Source organism: Sinimarinibacterium arenosum, from assembly GCF_005047655.1.
Lineage (GTDB): Bacteria > Pseudomonadota > Gammaproteobacteria > Nevskiales > Nevskiaceae > Solimonas.
Map to the genome: position 1 here is coordinate 203,760 of NZ_SUKF01000009.1, position 19,538 is coordinate 223,297.

Below are 19,538 nucleotides of genomic sequence, written 5' to 3' on the forward strand. Positions count from 1 at the left end.
CTACATGATCATGGGCGATGCCATCGAGATGAGCGTCCTGGCGCAGGCGAAGATCGAGGCCTGGATCACCCACTGCAAAGCCGGCGAGGGAGACTCGCAAATCCATGTGCTGGAGATCGCAGTGGAGCTGCTGCGCGACGCCAAGTCCGATTTCGAGGTGGCCACGTATGCGGACTGGGTGGGTCCGATCGACGGGCTGCTCGACAACCTGGTGGAGCTCGCCCACGCGCTCGCGCGCCGGTTGAACGCCAATACCGAACGGCAGCGCGCCAGTGGGGAGTAGCTGGTCAAATCCTGCTCAAACCGCAGCAGTTCCTGATCGGAACGCGGTTTGCGCAAACCCCAACCGGAGTTGTTGGCAAGTTATCCACAGAGGCTGTGGGCAAACCGTGCGTCTACTGCGAACACACCATCGGGTGCAGATCCCTTGAACGCCATGACGCATCCCCCGACATTTCTGGTTCAGCAATCGCCGGCCGAGCAGGAGCCTGAGACGCCTGTTGCGGCAGCGACGGTGCCCCCTGTGGTCGCGGTCGAGCGGACGCCCAGCATTGGCACGCGCGTCGCGCGCTATCTGCGCTCGGGCGGGGCACGCGGAGACTTCAGCTACTACCTTTCGCTGGTGCTGGTCTTGCTGGCGGTCGCGTGGTTCCTCTCGCATGCCTTGTTCACAGTGCCCTTGGGGACCGTGGGTGTGCGCACGGGCTTTGGGTCCAGCGCCGGTCAGGCGTTGGATCCGGGGCCGTATGTGGTCGTGCCAAAACTGAGCGAGATGCTGCTCTACTCGACCGAAGAGATTGAGTACCCGGTGCAGATTTCCGGATTGAAGGATGCCGCTGGGCTCCCGCTGGCCAGCGCGGAGGTGATGGTGGTGTACCGGGTGATGCGCAGCGCCGTAGATCAGGCGATCGCGCTGGAATTCTCTCCGGCACAGAATGCCAACGGCATTCGGCTGCCGCTGGCCAACAAGATGGTCCGGGACATCCCGAGGATTCTCGGTGCATTCGTCGGCAAGCTGGATGTGGCCCAGCTGGCGGTGCTCGGCCCGCAGCTGGGGCCCTTGGTACAGGACGAGCTTCAGCAGGAACTGAACGCGTGGCTCCCCAAGGGGGTTCAGGTGGTCTCCATAACGGTGCCGCCGATCCTCGAATACACCGAGCCCGAACCGGTCGCATCGGAGCCGGCAGGGCCGCAAACGGTCGCGCCGTCCGAAGCCTCGGCCGCCGAACCGGAGCCGGCGGCGCCCGCAGACGCAGCTCAACCGTCGTCAGTCCCCGCGGCCCCGCAGGGCGCGGCGGAGGTTCCCCAGCCCCCGGGGCCCGTTCCGGGCGCCATCGGAGTCAAGGCGGCGGACTCGTCCGTGAAGGGCAAATTGCCAGAAGCGGACGCCGGATTCGGCGGCTAGGTTCGGCGTCACTGGCCAACCCTGTGCTCTAAGGCAGGACGGTAGCGGGGCGGTGCAGCACCCGTAGGGTGTGACTGTACCCACGCACCAGCACGGAGAGTTCTCATGCGACGCTATGCACTACAGGCCTGCACCTTTATTTCCATTCTCTTGGCCGCCGCGACTGCCGGTGCCGCCGGCGGACTGGACTTCGAGACGGGAAAGAAGGTGATGTACGCCGTTCACAAGTCGCATCCCATCGATCTGTATTGCGGGTGTGCGTATCACGGCAAGTCGCTCGATGGCAGTTGCCCTGTGACGACCCCTTCCTATCGCGAGCGGTTACGGCGTGTTGAGGCGGAGCACATGGTTCCGGCGTCCGATTTCGGGCGTCAGCGGTCGTGCTGGCGCAGCGCGCCGAAGGGGACCAGCGGGCGAAATTACTGCCGGGAAGTGGATCCGGACTTCCGCGCCATGGAAGGCGATCCGCATAACCTGTGGCCTGTGGTCGGCGCGCTCAACGCGACGCGGAGCAACTATCGCTTTGGCGAGGTTCCCGGCGAAGCGCGCAACTTCGGCCAGTGTGACTTTGAACTCTCGGCGGATGGGGCCGGGCACTTCGTTGAGCCGCCTGAGGCGGCCAAAGGCGTGGTCGCGCGGGCCTATTTCTACATGGAGCGCCAATACGGCCAGCGCATTTCCAAGTCACAGCGGCGCGTCCTGGAGTCCTGGGCACGCTCGCATCCGCCGACGGTGTTTGAAGTTGAGCGCGCCCGGGCGATTGAGCGGCTGACCGGATTGCACAACCCGATACTGACACCCTGACCGCTGCGCAGTCTGCCTGCCGTCGGCGCCGCGCAGCGCGGCGTCGACGCTCACGGTTCGGTCGGATGTCGGATGTCGGCTCTTGCGCTGACCAGCGGGTTGAACACCAGGATTTCGCCGGACTCACAGGTCCATAACCCGGTGTCCACCTGATACTTGAAGCTTTGTGATCGTGGGGTCTTCGATCGCGCGTGGCTGACAACGAACAGCAGGTAGCGGTCGCGGTTGAGCTGCATCTTGCTGTACTCGTTCGCGGAGAGCTCCACCGACTTTGCGGGGCCGGCGAGACCCTTCACCCCGATCAGCGCGGGGGATCCGTTGCCGGGGGCTTCAATGTCCCAGCCCCAGTTCTCGCCGGAGACGTCGAGCCCGCCGAAATAGGCCAGCGCAATGTCCATGGCGGCGAGGTCCACCATACGGCGGTACTCGGGGTTGGGGTTGTGCGCGATCTTGCTTGACCGCCGGTGGGGCTTGAGGTGGCGCTTCAGGCGTGCCCGCACGCGTTCAACGATGTCTGAATGCTGGTCGGCGTACCACACCGGAGAGCGCACGCGCCCGGGTTGGTGCAATCCGTCTGGCAGCACCAGGTCGCGGGCGGCGACGGGGATCACGTAGGCCTCCGATGCGCCCGCACTGATCGCGGCCGTCAGCTTGAGCCCGCGGAGCGTCCGTGTCCGGGCCGGCGTTCGCAGCACGGTGGCATTCTGGTACCAGCCCACCACCTTGATGACATCGGCCAGTGGGTCGCGGGCGATGAAGACGGCGAGGACGCCGGAGACGGACTCGTCCTCCTTGCGTGCGCCCAGGCGCTCGACCTGGATCGGCGGGCTGTCTGCCACGCACCCATAGACCTTGCCGCGATAGGGCGCGAAATTCCACTGCTCCGGCGCGCTCGCAGTGTCCTGTGGCTGGCGGAAGCTGTGCGCGTTACGCGGGTACATCGGATCGGCGGTGCTGGGCCCGGCGTAGTGCTTCATCCAACCAATCTTGACGAACAGGACAGGAGAATCCACAGCCGAACTCCAGGTGGTTATCAGCGCCCCTCGGGCGGGGAGAATTGCGTATACGCAAGACCGCGCTGGTCTTGCATGAACTTGAGCGCGGCCTGGATCTCCGGCCGGAGGCTCCTTCCGCCGCGGGTGCGAGCGCCCATCGGCAGGTGCCAGATGGCGGTGCGGGCACCGCCGAGGCGCGCGTCCTCGATGGCGCAGAGCACCCGCACATCGAGCGACGCCAGCCAGCGGGCGGCGTCGCGTTCGGGCGCAGGCGCGCCCAGGTGCAACGCGCGCAATGCGGTCTGGATCACGGCGGTCGGCGGCAGCGCCTGTCCGGCGGGAGCCCACACGGTCCATCGCGCTTCGAACGATCGGGCCTGAAGGCGCGCGGCGTACAGCTGTCCGTTGGCGCGGCACGCCCGCGGACCGCGCCAATGCAGTCCGCGCAGGGCGGAGGCCAGGGCAGGGATCAGATCCAGCGCCCGGGTGGCGCTGGCGCAGCTGCGCAGCAGGATGGACTCACGCAGCCACTGCGCGTGCCACACCCGCAGAGCAGGCGGCTCATAGGCCAAGCGGCGCCCGCGCGGGGCGCGATTTGCGTGCATTGGACTCCCTCCGCCCGGCGCTTGAGCGCCCTATCGGGCCTTGCTTATATCCCGATTATTGAGCCGGCGGGCGTCCGAGGGCAAGGCTACAGCGCGTCGCAGGCCACCGCCGTCGCAGCATCGGCCCGCGGGAGCAGGCCGCTGTGCTGCATTTCACCGCGCGGATCGTGCAGGGAGATCCCCACGCCGTGACGCCGGCGCAGCAGCCGCAGCGTGCCTGCCGGCGTGGGCAGGTTCTGCACGCCCTGTCCGCGCAGCACCGCGCCCAGCGCGTCGACCAGCAGCGGCCAGGTCTGTGCGGGCAGCGACAGTCGCACCGGCGGCTGCGCCGGTCCGAACAGGATGTCCGGGCGCTGCAGCTGCACGCTGCCGGCGGCGCCGGCCTGGTCCGCTTCGCACTCCCGGTATTGTTCGCGATAGCGGTACAGATCCAGGCGCGGGATCAGCGGGTCGGACTCGCACCGGGCGTCGGAACGCGACGGCGCCTTGTTGCGCTGGACCACCAGGTCGCCGAGCTCGCGGATCGCGGGCCAGACGCCGGCGGCACCGGCCGGGAAGGCCAGCGGCAGGACCGCCTTAATCGGCTTTTCGGGGGTCTGGTCGAGCCACCAGTTGACCTCCGGGACGGGCTGCAGCGCGCGGCGGACCGCCAGCACTTCGTCATCCTGCAGTCCGGCGAGCGCGGCCATGTCCTCGGTCTGCATTTCCTGGCGCTGGCGCGCCGACAGCTCGAAGGCGCGGCCCAGCGAGGTCAGCACCAGCTCGCGGGCACGGCGCACGCTGAGGCGCTGGATCGAGACATTCTGGGACAGCCACGAGAACGAGACTTTCTCCGGGGCGCTGGCCAGCACCGGCACGCGCCGGTAGGCGTACAGCAGATTCACCCGCGCGTAGTCGGTGCGGATGCGCAAGGCCTTCCACTGCTTTTGCGTCAACGCGCTGGCACGCCTTTCAAACACGGCCTTGGCGGCATTGAGCGCTGTGAGCGTGTCGAGGGTGCTCGCCGAGCACGCCAGCACGCCGGGCAGTCGCTCCACCGCCTTGGGATGTTGCTCCTCGAGGTAGGTGAGCCGTGCCACCCCCTGGGCGATCACTTCCCGCGCCGGCGCGTCATACAGCGTCAGCACCTCGATCCGGCTCGGCAGCGGGGTGTCTTTGCTGCGCGCCTCGACATGGGCGAGATAGGCCGGCAGTGCGGCATCGTCGTACAGGATCGCCCGGCGCGCGGCCGTGGCCGCGTCCGTCAGCGCCAGCCACGCCTCGCGCAGCATCAGCCGATCGCCGGCCGCGACCTCCGGAACATCGGGCAATCCCTGGAAGGACTCGTTCATCGTCGCACCATTTCACGTTAAGTCATCATCTCTACTAGACGCACCCGCCGCCCGCCCCGCAACCACCCAAACCCCGTTTCCCCTAAGCCATCATCTCCCTATAAACGGCCCGGGTCGACCCCCACGCCACCCCGCGCACAGTCTTGTGCCGCTTTTCCCCCATTCTTTTTCCATTTTTGATTGGGGGGACGCGTGAAGGGGGTGGGGCCGGCGGGATTGGCGGTGTGGCTTTAGGGGGATGATGGCTTAAATGCTGGGTGGTGTCTGCCTGGGCGGGCGCTGCGTCTATAGGGGAATGAGCTCAGCCGCCCTCGCCAACGCCCCGCTCGACGGGGTCATTCTGTCGTCCTATCAGTCGTTGACCGGTCGCACCCTGGCCGTGGTCGAGGACCGGGCCGGGCATCGTGCCTTTGCGATCGGGGAGGGGCTGAAGTGGGTCGCCGGTGAGCGGGTTGCGCTGCGCGGACGCTGGAGCGAGGGCGTCGGCGCGGGCCGCTGTCTGCTGGTGGACTCCCAGCGGGCCGTGGTCCCCACCGACATTGCCGGCTCGGCCGCCCAGCTGATGTCGGCGCTGTCCATCGACTTTGCCGGCGCCACCAAACTGCTGTCGGCGTTCGGCAGCGACATCTTCGATGTGCTGGAACGCGGCGATGCCGAGCGCCTGGCCGACGCCAACTACTCGGGCCCGGAAGTGCGGCAGTTCCTCGAAAGCTGGCGCCGCTTCCGCTCGAACCAGTCGGCGCAGACCCTGCTCGACCGGCTCGGACTCAATGAGGCTCACCGGCAGACCCTGGCGCGCATGCTGGGGTCGGAGACCGACCTCGATGTCGCGCTTCGCGATAACCCCTATCTGGCGGTGATCCACCTTCCCGGGGTCGACTGGAGCCACGCCGATGAACTCGGTCTGGAGCTGGGCGTCCCGCGCGACAGCGCCGAACGCCGCAAGGCGGCGGTGGTCGCCGCACTGCGTGGCCTCGGCGATGCCGGACACAGCTTCCTGCCCGCCCCAGTCCTGCAGACCGCCGCCAGCCGCCTGCTCGCGCTGTCGCCCAGCCAGACCGAGTGGGACAGCGCGCTGCAGCACCTGCGCTCCCGCCGCCTGATCGCCTTTGACGCCGACCGCGTCTACCTGCCCGAGGCCTTCGAGGATGCCGCCAATGCGGCCCGCGCGGTGCTGGACTGCGCCCGCGCCGCGTCGCTGAACGATCCGCCCGAGGACTTCGCCGCGATGGAGCGCGCGGTCAACCAAGCCGACTTCCGCTTGCCGCGGGCCCACTTCGACGTGCTCGCGCCGGCGCTCGGGCGCGCCCTGACCGCCATCGACGTCGTCGGTCACCCCACCGCCCAGCACCTCGCCGAATCCTTCGTGCGCATGTGTCAGGCCCTGCGCCTGGTGCCGGTGGTGCTGTGCCCCGCGTACTGGGTCGCCCAGGCGCTGCTGGAACGCTGCCCGGATGAGCGCATCGGGACCGCCGGCGCGCTGCTGGGCGTCAACGACCAGGGGGAACCGCTGTACGAGAACCTGGCCAGCCTGCAGCCCGACGCGGTCCTGGTCATCGGCGCCGAACGGCTGCCGATGCCGGCGCTGACCTATCTGCTGACCCGCCGCACCGACGGCTGCGCCGTGATCCTGGCCGGCGATCCGGCCGCCGACATCGGCGTGGTCCGTGGCCGCCCGTTTGCCGAGCTGGCCCGCGCCGCCAGCGCCGCGTCACCGCCCCTCAAACTCGTGCCGCTGGGCATCGCCCCCGATCGCGACTCGCCGCTGGGCGCCGTCCGCGCGCTGCTGCGCAACCCCGCCGCCGCCTCCGCGCTGGTCGGTCGCTTCGACCTGCCGGTGTCCGTGCTGCAGCTGGGGGAGCCGGCCGACGCACTGACACGCTATGCCGCGGAGGTCCTGCCGAAACTCGGACTGGGCCCGGCGCCGGAACTGGTCTGCGTGACGCCCACGCGCTCGTCGTTGCCGCGGGCGATGTACGCGGTGCGCAACCTGCGCCGCATCCTCAATCCCGATCACGCCAATACCGTCGGCGCCGTGGGCCGCACGCAGCTGGCGCCCGCCGATCCGTTCCTGGTCACCCGCGACCTGATCGACGGCCTCTACATTCCCGCCGGCACGCGGCTGCGCCTGATCACCGCGCACGACAGCAAAGGCCCGGTGGCGGCCTCGCTGGGCGGTCAGCGCATCCTGATCAGCGCCGATCGCGTCAACGACATCCTGCAGGGCTATGTGCTGATCACCGCGCACATGCACTGGGAACGGGCGGACGTGGTCGTGCTGGCTGTCCCCGAAGGCGGCGACGTGCCGCTGGGGGCGAGCGTGCTCTACACCATCGCCGCTTCGGCCACCCGCAAGCTGGTGCTGCTGGGCTCCCCCGATGACGTGCAACTCCTTCTGCGCCAGAGCGTCAAGGCGCCGTACTCCCTGTTCGAGTCGCTGTTGCATGACTTGCACGCCCAACGTCCACCGGAGGCGACCGCCGATGCCTAATCCGCCCGTTCGCCTGAATTCCCCGCACGTCATGGCCTCTGACCACCGGCGACCGCAGCCGCAGGCGTCGACCGCCGGATTCCGCGCGCTGACGGCGCCTCTGTTCACCTGGGAGGTGGAGCGCTTCGACGCGCGCCGCAACGGCAAGACCGCACGCCTATTGGCGGCCTGCGAACACCACGCCGGGGAAGGGGACATCTTTGATCCGAAGGCGGACCGGGCCGTGCTGACTCGACGGACGTTGATCCCGAGATGAACCAGTTTGACCGCTACACCAGCCAGGCGCGCCTGCAGGTTCGTCTACGCAACGCCCAGCGGCGCTTGCTGGGGAGCCTGTGGACCCCCGCGCTGGCCGCCGCCGCGCCCTTCCTTCCCGCGCCGCTGTACGGGGCGCTGGGCGCCGGGGCCGGACTGTTTGCCGCGCGGCGCCTCGCAGAGATCCACCAACTCGAACAGCCGCCGCCAGTCCACGAGTCCTACGCCTTCGCGCCGCGCGTGGTGACCGGCCCCTCCAATGGCATGTACTTCGGGCAGTCGCTGGACTTTCTGTCGTACAAAGCGGGCCTCGAGTCGCTTCGCGCCGAGCACGGCCGCGTCACCCCCGAGCAACTGCGCGGCTACAACAACGCCACGATCTCCGCCATGAAGCCGATGTTCATCGCGGACGCGGAGTTGGCTGCGCACGTGGCGATCATGGGCTCTCCGGGACAAGGCAAGACCGAGCTTCTGCTGGCGCTCTGCGAGCAGCAGGTGAAGCGCGGCGGGGGGATGATCATCTTTGACCCGAAATCGGACGAGGAGGTGTTTGCCCGCGTCGCCGAGATCATGCGCGTGTGCTACCGCGAGCACGATCTGCGCTACTTCAATCCGGATCGCCCGCAGCTGTCGCACACCTACAACCCGCTGCTGTACGGCGGCACCCGTCACATCGTGTCAACCGGCATGAAGCTGGCCAAGACGCCCTCGGGCGGGGATGACTTTTTCTATCGCATGACCCGCCTGGGCATGCTGGCCGCGATCGTCTGCCTGAAGTCACAGCCCAGCCGCACCCCGATCAGCTTTGCCGATCTTGCGCCGCTGTTCTCGGACCTGCCGACCTTCATCCGCCTGTGGCAGCAGATCCCCGAGGAGAACCGCGAGGCCCGCGAGTTCGTATACCAATTCCTCAGCATGTGGCTGACCGAGGATTCGAAGGGCAACCTGAAGATCAACCGCACCCGCTACCTGGAAATTCTCGCGGGCCTCAAGCAGATGGTGATGGACTTCTGTCACAGCGAGTATCGCGCGCTGCTGAATTCCTATAACCCGGACATCAACCTCAAGGATGTCATCGAGAACGGGCAGGTGCTCTACGTCGGCTTCAGCGCGCTGACCGACAAGCAGGGTTCGAATGTGTTTGGACGCCTGATGCTGGCCGACCTGGCGCGCGCCATCGGTGAGATTTTCACCGAGCGCACTCGCCCGGCCATTCCGCCGCTGGTGTTCATGGACGAATACGGATCCAGTGCGGATGAAGCGGACCTTGAACTGTTCCAGATGGGACGCTCCGCGCGCGTACCCATCATCGTTGCGGTGCAGGGTCGAGGCTTTCTGGACAGCGTCAACCAGCAGTTCATGCCCAAGCTGCTCGACGCCACGGCCAATCACATCTTCATGCGGGTGTCGTCAGAAGAAACACGCTCCACCGCGGCCAAGCTCGCCGGATCGACGATCACGCGCTTTGCCCAGACCAGCGACAGTCGCAACTTCGGTCGCAGCTACAGCAACTACGAGACCGGCCTTCTGCATGACGAAAGCCATGGCCGCTCGGTCAGCACCGGCACAAAAGAAACCCGCGAAGACCTGATTCAGCCCGAGGATTTCATGATGGAACGCGGTGACGCGATCATCATCAACTCAGCAGGCTCGCACAAATTGCGACTGCCCCTGATCCAGATTTCCGGCGTGCCGCACTCGTCTTCCGATGTGTGGCTGCCCCGGTTTGCCCGTCACAAGGTCAAGGGACTGGACCTGATGTCCTACACGATGGAGCGCGACAGCGCGCTACTGGACAGCCTGCTGAGCGGTCCCTCCGGCATGCCCAGCCCCAAGGAGGACTGATCATGCTTCCGGTCTACATCGAGAACCGTACGTTTCTGGAACGTTTCCGCGATTGGGATCTTGACCCCACTGACGTTTGGCACTGGGCGCTCGACACCGCTCAGTATTACCTGAACGCGTTTGGCCCCTGGGGCTACGTGATCGTGTTTGTGTCCGTGGTCATCGCGCTGCTGTCCTTCGACATCACGCACAGCATGACCAGCCTGGTGCTGGCGGGTGTGATCCGCTCCGTCGGCTCGTTGGTCTTCAAGTCCATCGGCTTGGTCCTGGCCCTGGTGTTCCAGCTCACGCACAGCGCGGTGATTGCCCGTGCGCGCGACGCCATTCGCTTCTGGGAGTCCCGACTCCGCAAGAGCGAACCGGCCGAGGACGCCTAGCGCCTCGACCGTTTGCTCGTGAATGGGCGAACGCTGCGTCTATAGGAGCAACAGAAGGAGCTCCTGATGCAAAAGATTGCCGCACTGCTGTTCGCGACCGCGCTTTGGCCGGGCCTGGCCGCCGCCGAGACCATTGCCACGCTGCCGATGAATGGCCCTTATGGCACGGCCTACGCCGGACCTACGGTGCTCGATCAGCGTGACGCCGGATATCAGATGGCCCTCGAGCACGCCGCGAATGCGCAACGCGCTTTGCAGCGCGCGCTGGATGAGATGGCGCAGTCCCAAAGCCTCTACGCCTTCCCCGGCTTCCAGTATTCGGCGCTCGCGCGAGAGCTGACGCTCGCGCGGGATGCCGTGGCAGTGATGGTGACGCCAGAACAGCGTCGCCTTCGCTACCAAACCCTGACACCCGACGGCATGTACATGCGCGTGCCGGGTGCTGTCGCGTCCCCTACCAAGTAACCCGGAGTTAGACCATGCGTACCCAAGTTGATGACCGTAACTCTTCGATGCCTGAGCGCATCGCCAACGCCATGTATGGCCTGATGGCGTCCCTGACCACTCGCGCGGCGCTGCGGGCCGACGGGGGTCTGGCGCCGATGGATCCCGCCACCGAGCAGCAGCTGCAGCGGATGGGCAACTTCCTGGTGGCCGCGCTGGTCCTCACGGTGTTCGCCCTGATGCCGCAGCTGGCGCTCGCCGACGGCGGCGGCTTCCTTCCCGACAACACCGAGGGATTTCGGACTGACGTCAAAGGCAGCTGGACGCTGATCTCCTATGTCGTGATCTTCCTTGGGCTGGCGGTGCTGGTCATCGGCTTGTTCGTGCCGATGGCGTCTTGGCTGAAAGGTGGCGCGATTGCAGCCGTAGGCGTTGGTGCCTTCGGCGAGTCCGTCGTGACGTGGCTGTATGAGATCGGCGGCAACAGCGCCGGCACCACGGGCGGTTGATTCGTCGCCATGGCCGCCCGTCGATGTCCTGTAAACGCCCTCGAGCCGTTCCGGTTCCTGGGCATTCAGTACGAGTACCTCGTGCTCTCCGTGATTGTGTTCGTCGCGGCCCACATGGGCTTCCGCGACGTCCTGGGGACCCTGGGGCCGTTTGTGTCGCTGGCTACTGGCATTGCATTCGGTCAGCTGTTGCAGAAGGCGACGCAGGACCAGCCGGGCGGCTGGCTACAGCATGTGGTCCTGGTCTGGGTGAGCGACCCGAAACGGTCGCGTTGGGTGCCCGGACTGGCTCCCATGATGGAACAGGAATTCCAGACGCGGGGCGCGCTGCCCCCGTCTGGAATTCGCAATCACTATGAAGCGTAGATATCGATGAGCGATCTATCCAAACGTGGCGAAGGCTGGACACTCTGGGCGTCCCAGCAGATGGAAATCGAGCGCGAGCGACGTAACAAGATTGTGATGGGTGGCGTGGCGCTTTTCATCGGGGTGGTCGCATCCCTGTACATCGGCCACCAGAACAAGCGCATCGACTATCTGACCGCGAATCGCCAGATGTACTGCGAGAACAGCGGGGTCGGTTTGTACCGGTCCACGGCCAAGCGTCCCCAAGAAATGGTGACGCGCTATGCCCGCGAGTACCTGAACAATCTGAAGCAGTTCGACCAGCGCAGCGCCAAGATCAACTTCGAGCGCGCGCTGTCCATGATGTCTCCCGATGTGGCGGCGGCGACGCGGCCCACACTCGAGGCGCAGATCGAAACCGTGCGCAAGCAGTCGCTCTCGCAATGGATCACGGTCACCACTGAAGACGTCACCGAAGACGCCTCTACCTACACCTATACCGCGACCGCGAAAGTGGGGGGCCATACGGGCACCACGCCACTGCCGACCGGCGTGGCGAAGGTGACGGTTGTGCTCCGAAAAATCGCGCCGAGCGATTCCCGTCCGGAAGGCCTGATGGTGGTTGAGAGTCGCGGTTAAGTCGCGCGTCTATAACGACAAGCTCTGGCGGATTGAACAGACATCGTGATCAGCAAACCAATTGTTATGGGCCTCGCACTGGCTCTCGCATCCACTACTGTGCATGCCGCTGCGTGTGAACGCGTGCAGCGGCAAGTCGTCTTCGCCGGCACGCCGGTTGACGTCAACGTCGCCCCCAACCAGTTCACGGAAGTCGTCTTCCCTGAAACGCTCGCGGCGGTTCTCCCCGAGAAAACGGAGGGGCTGCAGTATCATGAGAACGCATTTCCGGACCGCCTGTTCTTCACGGTCGAGGACCCGAAGTATCGCGGGATCGTGATCCTTCAGGGGGTCAGCGGGAACACCTACCATCTGCGCCTGCTGGGCGGGAACTGCGCCGACCTGACCATTCACGGCAACGCACGCTCAACGTCCGAAGCGTTGGTGGCACCGCCAGCCTCGGCGCAGAAGAAGGGACGCAAGCTGATCGAGTACATGCTGACCGGTGAAACACCGCCAGCGTACTCGCGCACCCAGCTCACCGACCCGCTCCCAAGCCGCCTGGTGCTGGAACAGGGTTCGGTGAAGTTCTATCTGTCCGAGATCTACAAGGGTCTCAACTACACCGGTCTGGTGCTGATGGCGGTCAACGAAGGGCGGGTGCCCTACCGGGTGGCCCTGGAGGGCATCGACTTCTCGACGCCTGAGTTACGCAACGTGCTGGGCCGCGTCACCGAAATCACCATGTACCCCTACGACTTCCGCCTGGGCCCTGCGCCGGAGTTTGCGGCGGACGCGGCCCATCCGAGTCACCAGGGGCTGGTCTTCATCGTCTCGGAGACGCGCCGTGGCCTCCGCTAAGGGCACCGCATCGCCGACGGACCTGAGCGCGGCGCCGACCGAAGGCGGGAAAGCCCGCTCGCGCCCGCCGGTGCTCGTGGTCGCCGTCCTGGTGCTCGGCGTGGTGGTATTCGCTTGGAAGATCAGCGGCGCTACGCGCAAAGCTGCTCCTCCAACGCCTGCAGCCACCGAGACCAAGGCGGTCGACAACCAGACCCTGACCCAGAGCGCGATCGATACCCAGCGGCAGGTCGAGATCGATGCGATGAAGCAGCGCATCGCCGGACTCGAAGAGCAGCTTCGCAAGCAGCCGGGGGAAATCAAAGCCCACATCGACGACGTCGAAAGCAAGGTGACGCGAGAAATCCAGGGCATTGTCACCACGCTCGAGGAACGCAGCGAGGCAAACATCCGCGCGCAGAAGCCACCGCTGGGCGGTAGCGCGGCCAGCCCTCGCCTGGATGGCGGCATCACCAACATCCCTCTGCCTGCGGGCGGCGGGGAGTATGGCGAAGAGACTCCAGAGGACAGTTCGTTCCCGTACCGGCGCCTGGGCGGCGCTGCTTTGGTCTCTGCAAACAATTCGGTGGCGTCCGCGTTGCAGAACCTGCCGGCAATGCCTGCGCCGGTGACCCCGACCGGCCCTGATGCAAGGCCCGCAGCCGCGGCCTATTCGCCGGAGTCAGGCACGGATCCCGAAGTGGCTGCCCCCGACAAGCCCGCCCGTGGCCTCAGTGGCACTGACGCCAAGCTCGAGCATTCGTTTGTTGTTCCGGCCTACTCGTATGCGGACCTTCGTACGCTGCATGGGGTGACGTGCCCGGTTCGAACAAGCGCTACCGCGTCCCTGGGACTCTCCGACAAGCCGGCGCCGATCGTGCTGCCTGTGGTCGGTCCGTTCCGCGGACCGCAAGGCATTGAGATCCAGACGGGGTCCATCCATCTGTTCGGCTTTTGCGAAGGCATGGACCGCCTGCGGCCCACGGGAATGATCAAAGTCGAAGGACTCTCGATGGTGCGCGCCGATGGCAGCAATTACACCGTCTCGATCAACGGCTACGTGATTGACGCTCGCGACAACGACCTCGGTGTGCGCGGCGTCAAGGAATCCGTGAAGGGGCGCCAGCTGGCCGCCGCGATGGCGTCATCAATGATTGCGGCCGCCGGAGATGTCTTCAATCAGGGCTCGTTCGACACAGTCGAAACCCAAGGCGGCAATCTGCGTCAGGTCCTCAAGGGCGGCAAGTTGGGCAGCGCCATCGGCGGCGCGGCAATCGCCGCGCCGGCGCGCGAACTGGCGAACTTCTTCCGTCAGTACGCCAACACGCTGTTCGATGTGATCTCCATCGAAGGCGGCACGCCGCTCAAGCTCATCCTCGAAGAACCCATCCAGTTGCCGGACGACACTGCCGGCGCCGACGAGATTCCTGATGGCCGACCGTTACTCTAAATTCACCAAGATCCTTGCGGTGTCCCTCGCGGCACTGGCGCTCTCCGGCTGTGCGGCCCGCAAGGGCCCGGTGCGTTCGATCGATGAGATCTACGACGAAGTGCATCGCAAAGGGGGGCAGGACGCCGTCTCGATGCTGCGCGCTGGAATGCGTGAACGCATGGTCTACGGCGTGGCTGATCCCTACGTTCCGCTGCGCACTCCAGACGAAGTGGTCCCGATCTGGGTGCCTCCCTACGAGGAGCCGCGCACCGGTCGCCGAATCGACGGTCATTGGGAACACACCGTGACCCGGAGAGGCGAATGGTTTACCGAGTGATCGCTCTCGCCGGCACGCTGGCGGTGTCCGCCTGCGCCCACGACCGTTGGCTCCCCGACCATGCGGCGACGTACGACCGTGCCAGCATGCGTGCCGAGGCCATGGCGTATTACACGGGTCGCGCGATCGATGACAGTCAGCTCTACCAGCTGCCGCTGATTGCGGCGGCTACGCGATCCAATTTCGCAACGCCTCACGCGGCCCCGCTGTATCTGCATGAGCCCTTGGCCATGATCATGGTCCGCGGGACGCGCCTTGGCGACGCCGTCACGCTGTGGGGGCGCGCCTGGGGCTACTCCCCGTTGTTTGCCGACAGTGCCGCGCGCGACATTCGCCTGCAGGACACCTGGAACGGTACAGGGAGTGCCGCTGACCTTTCGGATTGGCTGCATGCCCAAACGGGGCAGCGCGTCACCATTTTCCCGGAATCCCGGCTACTCATGGTTTCGGAGGGATGACGTGCTGAGCGATACCGCAACGATTGACGAGGCGGTGGCCAAGCTCGGCTACTCGCCTGAACTGCGTATTCAGGATGTCCTCGACGCCTACAAGTACGTCCAGGACGGCGACTACTTCCTGACGCGCGACGCGCGCATGGTGGTGGTGTGGGCGCTTCCCGCGATCCCCGGCGACGCGCTCTCCGAAGACACCAAGACGGGAATTGCGGACAGCCTGGCGGGGATCATCGATCACTTCCCCGAGGGGTCCACCGGGCAATACATCCGATTTTCCCACCGCGACGTCACCGACCGTCTTGACCGGTTCCGGGCGGGCGTTCGGAACGAGGGTTTCTTTCCCCAGGTCGGCGAGTCCATCCTGCGTGTTCAAGAACGCGCTGCGCGGTTTGGATTCTTCGCGCACCCGCTCGATGCCGACGCCAGCATGCGTCAATTCGAGCGCATGCGTGAGAGCGGCGATGACGGCAGCGTCATCCAGGCGCCCCGCGAACTGTCGCCACAAGGCATTTCCCGCGGACGCTATGCGCTGGTCACCGAGCACTACCTGATCTTCTCGGTGGATACCTCGCGCACGGACAAGCGCGGGCTTTCTTCCGTCGTCGAGCAGATCCGCAGCGCGGTCGTGCTGAACAAAGGCGAGGACGCGCTCAAGCGCATGCTGGAGGATGAGCGTCGCTTCAAGAATATCCTCGAGGAGATTGAATATGCGATGACGGCTGCCGGCCTGACCGTGCAGCGCCTGGACGGCAATGCGGTCACCCAGTTGCTGTACCGCATGCTCAACCCGCGTCGCTCCGTGCTCTCGGGCGCGCCCGAGAACAGTGGCTACGAAACACTGACCGACGCATTGACCCTTGGGGACTTCCGCCCGGGCGTTGCGCAGTGCTCCGTGGGCACGATGATCGCCACGTCGCGGGAGGGTTGGGCGATCGACGGCTACCAGCACTACGTGACGAGTGTGCGCGTCATGCCGGAAGAGACGCGGCCTGCGATGCTGCTCCGGTCCCTGCGCGAAACCGAAGGCGAGGGCTGGTGCACGATCAACTGGTCAGTGCCGAAGCAGGCTACCTATCGTCGCAACCTGACGATGAAGCACGTACTCCTGTCCAACCAGAAGGACATGCAGCATATCCCGCTGCTGGCCTCGGATCCTATTAAGCTGGCGAAGCGTGAACAGGACCTGGACTACGTGCGCAACGCCATCAACCAGGAAGAAACGGTCTATCACAAGGTCGTTCGCGCCTCGGTGCACTTCGTTTGTCGCGGTCAGGATGCCGTGGCCGCCCTCAAGCGTGCGAAGCAACTCGAGAAGCTGCTATGGAACGCCGGCTATCGCGAAACCCTGCGTGGGGAAGCGGTGATTCACCATTCGCTCCCCATGAATTTTCGCGCTGGCGCCCAGCAATTCATCCGACGCGACTTCCCGATTCTCACGACCAACCTGGCCGATCTGATCCCGGTCTACTCCGGCTTCCCCGGCTTGGATGACGGCCGCTTGATGTTCAATAACTCCAACGGTGAGCCGGTCCCGTTCGACGTTTTCACCAAGCATGCGACCGCTGGACACGCCCTGATTTCCGGGGGCACCGGTACCGGTAAATCCTTCTTGATCAACGGGGTGGTGTCCCAGTCGCGTGCGCAGGCCCCGACAAAGACGTTCGTCATCGACAAGGGCTTCAACTTCTCGGAGCACTGCGAAGCGGCCGGCGGCCAAACCATCGTGCTGGTTTCCGAGCAGACGGGTGACTACACCCCCATTTGCCTCAACCCATTCTGGATTGACGAGTCGGGCAGTGGGGCGGGGGGCTCAGGCTTCCGTGAGCCGTCGAGCTCCGAGTATGGCTACATGCTCGGCATTCTGATCGGCATGCTCAAAGCGGGCACGGCCAATGAGCAGGGTGTGACCGAACCCGTCACCAAGGAGGAGATGAACCGCCTGATGGCGCACTTGCAGGCCATCTTTTCGGCGCGGCAGGCCGGGCAGGAACTGACGCTCAGCGACTTGACGCGATCGCTGGAACACAACCTGGACGACACCCTGGCGCAAAGTCTGGCCCGGCGTCTGCACGACTTCACGCGCGGCGGCATCTGGGGGGCCATTTTCGATGGTCCGCTGGAAGTGAACTGGGACGCCGAAATGATCGTGCTGGAGACGTCCTTCCTCGCCGACGCGCCCTGCATGGACGTGGTGATGCTGGCGTTGTTCAGCCAGATCGAGGCGTACATGAAATTTCGCCTGCCGCGTAGCTATCGCAAGTTGATCGTGATCGACGAAAGCTGGAAGGTGCTGGCCAAGCAGCATCTGGCCCGAACCGTCGCTGGCTTCTTCCGTGAAGCCCGCAAATACCAAGCGGCCATTCTGTTGATCAGCCAGACCCTCAGCGACTTCCGTTCTCTGGTGAATGCCGAAGGCGGACGCGATGACGGCATCCTGGCCAATACCCGGCACTTCTTCATGTTGGGCAAGTCCAAACAGGACATGGACGATGCCGAGGAAATGTTCGGCATCACGCAGGAAGAACGCGTGATGTGGGATGGGGTGAAGTCCGCCTTGCCCCAATTCTCGGAGTTCTTCTATCTGCTGCGCCACAAATCCAACATCAACTACACCGCGCTGATGCGCTATTGCTCAGATCCGGTGACCTACTGGATGAGCTCCACAACCCCTAGAGATGTTGATCTGCGGCGCGAGCGTCGCAATCACTATCTGGTCGATGGGGTGTCTCCCATGCAGGCGCTGCAGAGCGCCATCGTCGAACTGTCAGAGGAACTGCCGTATGGCACTGAATACCCGCTATAAGCTGTCGGCACTGGCTCTGTGCTTCGCGCTGACGGCGTGCGCTAGCGCTCCGGCTGCGCGCGACACCACAGGTCCGACGCATCGGAACCTCGGCCCGCGCAGCTTGACGGCAGACCAGCAGGAACTCCGGCGCGCGCGCGCCGAGGCCTCCGCCGCCAAGGAAATTCGGGCACTGCATCAGCAGCAGATCACCCAGGCCTATGACACCGGTGTGCGCGACACCCTTGAGGAGTTCCGCGGGCGCATGCAAGGGCGCGATGGATTCGTGTTCCAGCCCCCGGTGCTCGACTGGGTCGACATGCCTTCGCGTGTCGTCAACGGTGCTTTGGTGCCGGCGCACAAGGAGCAGGTGCTGGTCGCCCCCGGTCGCTGGGTGGAAGACAGTTACGCCTCGATTCCGGACCAGGCCCTGGGCCTGTCCGCTGCCCCCGCTGATGCGTATACGCAACGCCAGAACTACCTGGCACCGTCTGCGCCCATGGCATCGCAGTCCCGTTTCGAGTATGTCCATGGCGAATAAAGACCCCGATCCGATCGCAGCGTATCTGCATCAGGCGGACCGCGGTGTGACCCCGCCCAACCCGCTGGACATGGAGCTGCCTGACAATGCCCCCGACCTGGATGTGGGTCGGGATACGGTGGATGCCGCGGAGCCGCTGGATGACCAGTCCTCGGTGATCGACGATTTCGACACTCCCTACCCCGATGAGGTGGAGGCGCCACACGCGGCTGATTACGCCTACGAAACCGCCCCCGAGAATGTGTCCCCCGAAGATGTCGCCGCTTCGGCCTCGACTCCCGGCCGCAAGTCCCTTGCCGGAGCCGTCATCGCGGGGCTGTCCGCACTCCGAAAGAAGGCGGCCAAACCTGCCGCCGCCGCGGCCGAGAACGCAGCGGCACCGTCGCCACCGGAGAAGGTGCCGTTACGCGCGAAGGCGCGCAAGTTCGCCATGGTGGTGGTTATCGTCCTCCTTGGCGGCGCTGCGCTGGTCTCCAAGATGTCCGGAAAGCAGTCTCCGTCCGAGGTCGATGTCGCCTTGCTGGACTCCATGGGCTCGGGACTTGAGGACGTCACCCCCAGTGCTGATGAATCCGCTGAGGAACCCGATCAACAACCGGTGGTTACTGGCGACGCACCGGACACTCGCCTGCTTCAGGTCGACGTAGCGCCCGCATTGGATCTCAGCGTCCCTCAGAATCTTGACGACGCGATGGCGCCTTTCGAGTCCACTCCATCCGACGCCGGCTCGGCCATTTCCGTCACGTTGCCCTCGATCGACTCTGTTACACCAGAACCTACGCCCGCACCCGTCGAGGCCGCACCGGTCGTTGCTGCCGCCGCTGCAGAACCCACACCGGCGCCAACCCCCGCGCCGCCGCCAACACCCAGTTCGTCCAGCCCTCGCGCGAAGGCCTCCACATCCAAGAAGGGCAGTGCCGGCGGCGCGCCGCAGCTGCGCGTCCTCGGGATCGCGGCAGCACCGTCCTGCTGGAGCTGCGGTGCGTCCGCGATTCTTGCATCGAAGGGCGTCAACTCGGTGGTTAACGATGGCGATACGTGGAACGGCTACCGCGTCGCAATCTCCGGTGACCGTGTGACACTGAGTAGCAAAGCCGGGCAGTGGAGCTTTCTGCCTGAGCACTGAC

21 protein-coding genes are annotated in these 19,538 nt (G+C 65.4%); 18 read left to right on the top strand and 3 right to left on the bottom strand.

Annotation, left to right across the window (positions count from 1 at the left end):
- Positions 1-4 precede the first annotated feature (4 nt).
- The 3 genes from E4T66_RS18250 to E4T66_RS18260 all read left to right on the top strand — a co-directional run bounded on the left by E4T66_RS18250 (position 5) and on the right by E4T66_RS18260 (position 2,209).
- Positions 5-283, top strand: coding sequence for a hypothetical protein (locus E4T66_RS18250; protein WP_211243021.1), 279 nt, complete (start codon positions 5-7; stop codon positions 281-283).
- 153 nt (positions 284-436) lie between these two features.
- The gene (locus E4T66_RS18255) at positions 437-1,405 is read left to right on the top strand and encodes an SPFH domain-containing protein (protein ID WP_169577709.1); all 969 of its coding nucleotides are present in this window, start codon (positions 437-439) and stop codon (positions 1,403-1,405) included.
- A 105-nt stretch (positions 1,406-1,510) separates the two neighbouring features.
- Positions 1,511-2,209 carry an endonuclease gene (locus E4T66_RS18260; protein WP_136850958.1) on the top strand — a complete coding sequence of 233 codons (699 nt, stop codon included), beginning with the start codon at positions 1,511-1,513 and terminating at the stop codon, positions 2,207-2,209.
- A gap of 50 nt (positions 2,210-2,259) precedes the next feature.
- Here the strand turns inward: E4T66_RS18260 and E4T66_RS18265 are convergent, their stop codons facing one another.
- From E4T66_RS18265 to E4T66_RS18270, 3 genes are all read right to left on the bottom strand, one after another.
- Complete coding sequence (locus tag E4T66_RS18265; RefSeq protein ID WP_211243022.1) at positions 2,260-3,222, bottom strand: protein NO VEIN domain-containing protein; 963 nt, start codon at positions 3,220-3,222, stop codon at positions 2,260-2,262.
- Between the two features lie 20 nt (positions 3,223-3,242).
- The gene (locus tag E4T66_RS21460; RefSeq protein ID WP_169577711.1) at positions 3,243-3,809 is read right to left on the bottom strand and encodes a hypothetical protein; all 567 of its coding nucleotides are present in this window, start codon (positions 3,807-3,809) and stop codon (positions 3,243-3,245) included.
- Positions 3,810-3,895: 86 nt separating this feature from the next.
- The gene (locus tag E4T66_RS18270) at positions 3,896-5,140 is read right to left on the bottom strand and encodes a DNA replication terminus site-binding protein (protein ID WP_136850962.1); all 1,245 of its coding nucleotides are present in this window, start codon (positions 5,138-5,140) and stop codon (positions 3,896-3,898) included.
- Between the two features lie 295 nt (positions 5,141-5,435).
- Here E4T66_RS18270 and E4T66_RS18275 point away from each other — a divergent pair, with 295 nt between their 5' ends.
- The 15 genes from E4T66_RS18275 (at position 5,436) to E4T66_RS18345 (ending at position 19,537) form a co-directional block, all read left to right on the top strand.
- Positions 5,436-7,631, top strand: coding sequence for a helix-hairpin-helix domain-containing protein (locus E4T66_RS18275; RefSeq protein ID WP_169577712.1), 2,196 nt, complete (start codon positions 5,436-5,438; stop codon positions 7,629-7,631).
- Between the two features lie 31 nt (positions 7,632-7,662).
- Complete coding sequence (locus E4T66_RS18280; protein WP_211243023.1) at positions 7,663-7,887, top strand: hypothetical protein; 225 nt, start codon at positions 7,663-7,665, stop codon at positions 7,885-7,887.
- A complete protein-coding gene (locus tag E4T66_RS18285; RefSeq protein WP_136850968.1) occupies positions 7,884-9,731 on the top strand; it encodes a type IV secretory system conjugative DNA transfer family protein in 1,848 nt (615 codons plus the stop codon). The genes E4T66_RS18280 and E4T66_RS18285 overlap by 4 nt, the downstream gene beginning before the upstream one ends.
- Before the next feature lie 2 nt (positions 9,732-9,733).
- The gene (locus E4T66_RS18290; RefSeq protein WP_136850970.1) at positions 9,734-10,108 is read left to right on the top strand and encodes a hypothetical protein; all 375 of its coding nucleotides are present in this window, start codon (positions 9,734-9,736) and stop codon (positions 10,106-10,108) included.
- A gap of 66 nt (positions 10,109-10,174) precedes the next feature.
- Positions 10,175-10,573: a hypothetical protein gene (locus E4T66_RS18295; protein ID WP_136850972.1), complete on the top strand. Its 399-nt coding sequence runs from the start codon at positions 10,175-10,177 to the stop codon at positions 10,571-10,573.
- A gap of 14 nt (positions 10,574-10,587) precedes the next feature.
- Positions 10,588-11,061, top strand: a complete 474-nt coding sequence (locus tag E4T66_RS18300; RefSeq protein WP_136850974.1) for a hypothetical protein — start codon at positions 10,588-10,590, stop codon at positions 11,059-11,061.
- 81 nt (positions 11,062-11,142) lie between these two features.
- The gene (locus E4T66_RS18305) at positions 11,143-11,427 is read left to right on the top strand and encodes a hypothetical protein (RefSeq protein WP_136850976.1); all 285 of its coding nucleotides are present in this window, start codon (positions 11,143-11,145) and stop codon (positions 11,425-11,427) included.
- Positions 11,428-11,433: 6 nt separating this feature from the next.
- Positions 11,434-12,045 carry a hypothetical protein gene (locus tag E4T66_RS18310; RefSeq protein WP_136850978.1) on the top strand — a complete coding sequence of 204 codons (612 nt, stop codon included), beginning with the start codon at positions 11,434-11,436 and terminating at the stop codon, positions 12,043-12,045.
- Positions 12,046-12,168: 123 nt separating this feature from the next.
- Positions 12,169-12,885: a hypothetical protein gene (locus tag E4T66_RS18315; RefSeq protein ID WP_211243024.1), complete on the top strand. Its 717-nt coding sequence runs from the start codon at positions 12,169-12,171 to the stop codon at positions 12,883-12,885.
- Positions 12,872-14,314: a TraB/TrbI/VirB10 family type IV secretion system protein gene (locus E4T66_RS18320; protein WP_136850982.1), complete on the top strand. Its 1,443-nt coding sequence runs from the start codon at positions 12,872-12,874 to the stop codon at positions 14,312-14,314. The genes E4T66_RS18315 and E4T66_RS18320 overlap by 14 nt, the downstream gene beginning before the upstream one ends.
- Entirely contained in the window at positions 14,295-14,633 is a 339-nt protein-coding gene (locus tag E4T66_RS18325; protein WP_136850984.1) for a conjugal transfer protein, read from the top strand. The genes E4T66_RS18320 and E4T66_RS18325 overlap by 20 nt, the downstream gene beginning before the upstream one ends.
- Positions 14,618-15,091, top strand: a complete 474-nt coding sequence (locus E4T66_RS18330) for a hypothetical protein (protein WP_136850986.1) — start codon at positions 14,618-14,620, stop codon at positions 15,089-15,091. The genes E4T66_RS18325 and E4T66_RS18330 overlap by 16 nt, the downstream gene beginning before the upstream one ends.
- Position 15,092: 1 nt before the next feature.
- Positions 15,093-17,891, top strand: coding sequence for a TraG/VirB4 family ATPase (locus tag E4T66_RS18335; RefSeq protein ID WP_169577713.1), 2,799 nt, complete (start codon positions 15,093-15,095; stop codon positions 17,889-17,891).
- Positions 17,869-18,411 (top strand): hypothetical protein, encoded by a 543-nt coding sequence (locus tag E4T66_RS18340; RefSeq protein WP_136850990.1) that lies wholly within the window; start codon positions 17,869-17,871, stop codon positions 18,409-18,411. Before E4T66_RS18335 ends, E4T66_RS18340 begins: the two co-directional genes overlap by 23 nt.
- Positions 18,401-19,537 (top strand): hypothetical protein, encoded by a 1,137-nt coding sequence (locus E4T66_RS18345; protein WP_136850992.1) that lies wholly within the window; start codon positions 18,401-18,403, stop codon positions 19,535-19,537. Before E4T66_RS18340 ends, E4T66_RS18345 begins: the two co-directional genes overlap by 11 nt.
- Position 19,538: the final 1 nt, after the last annotated feature.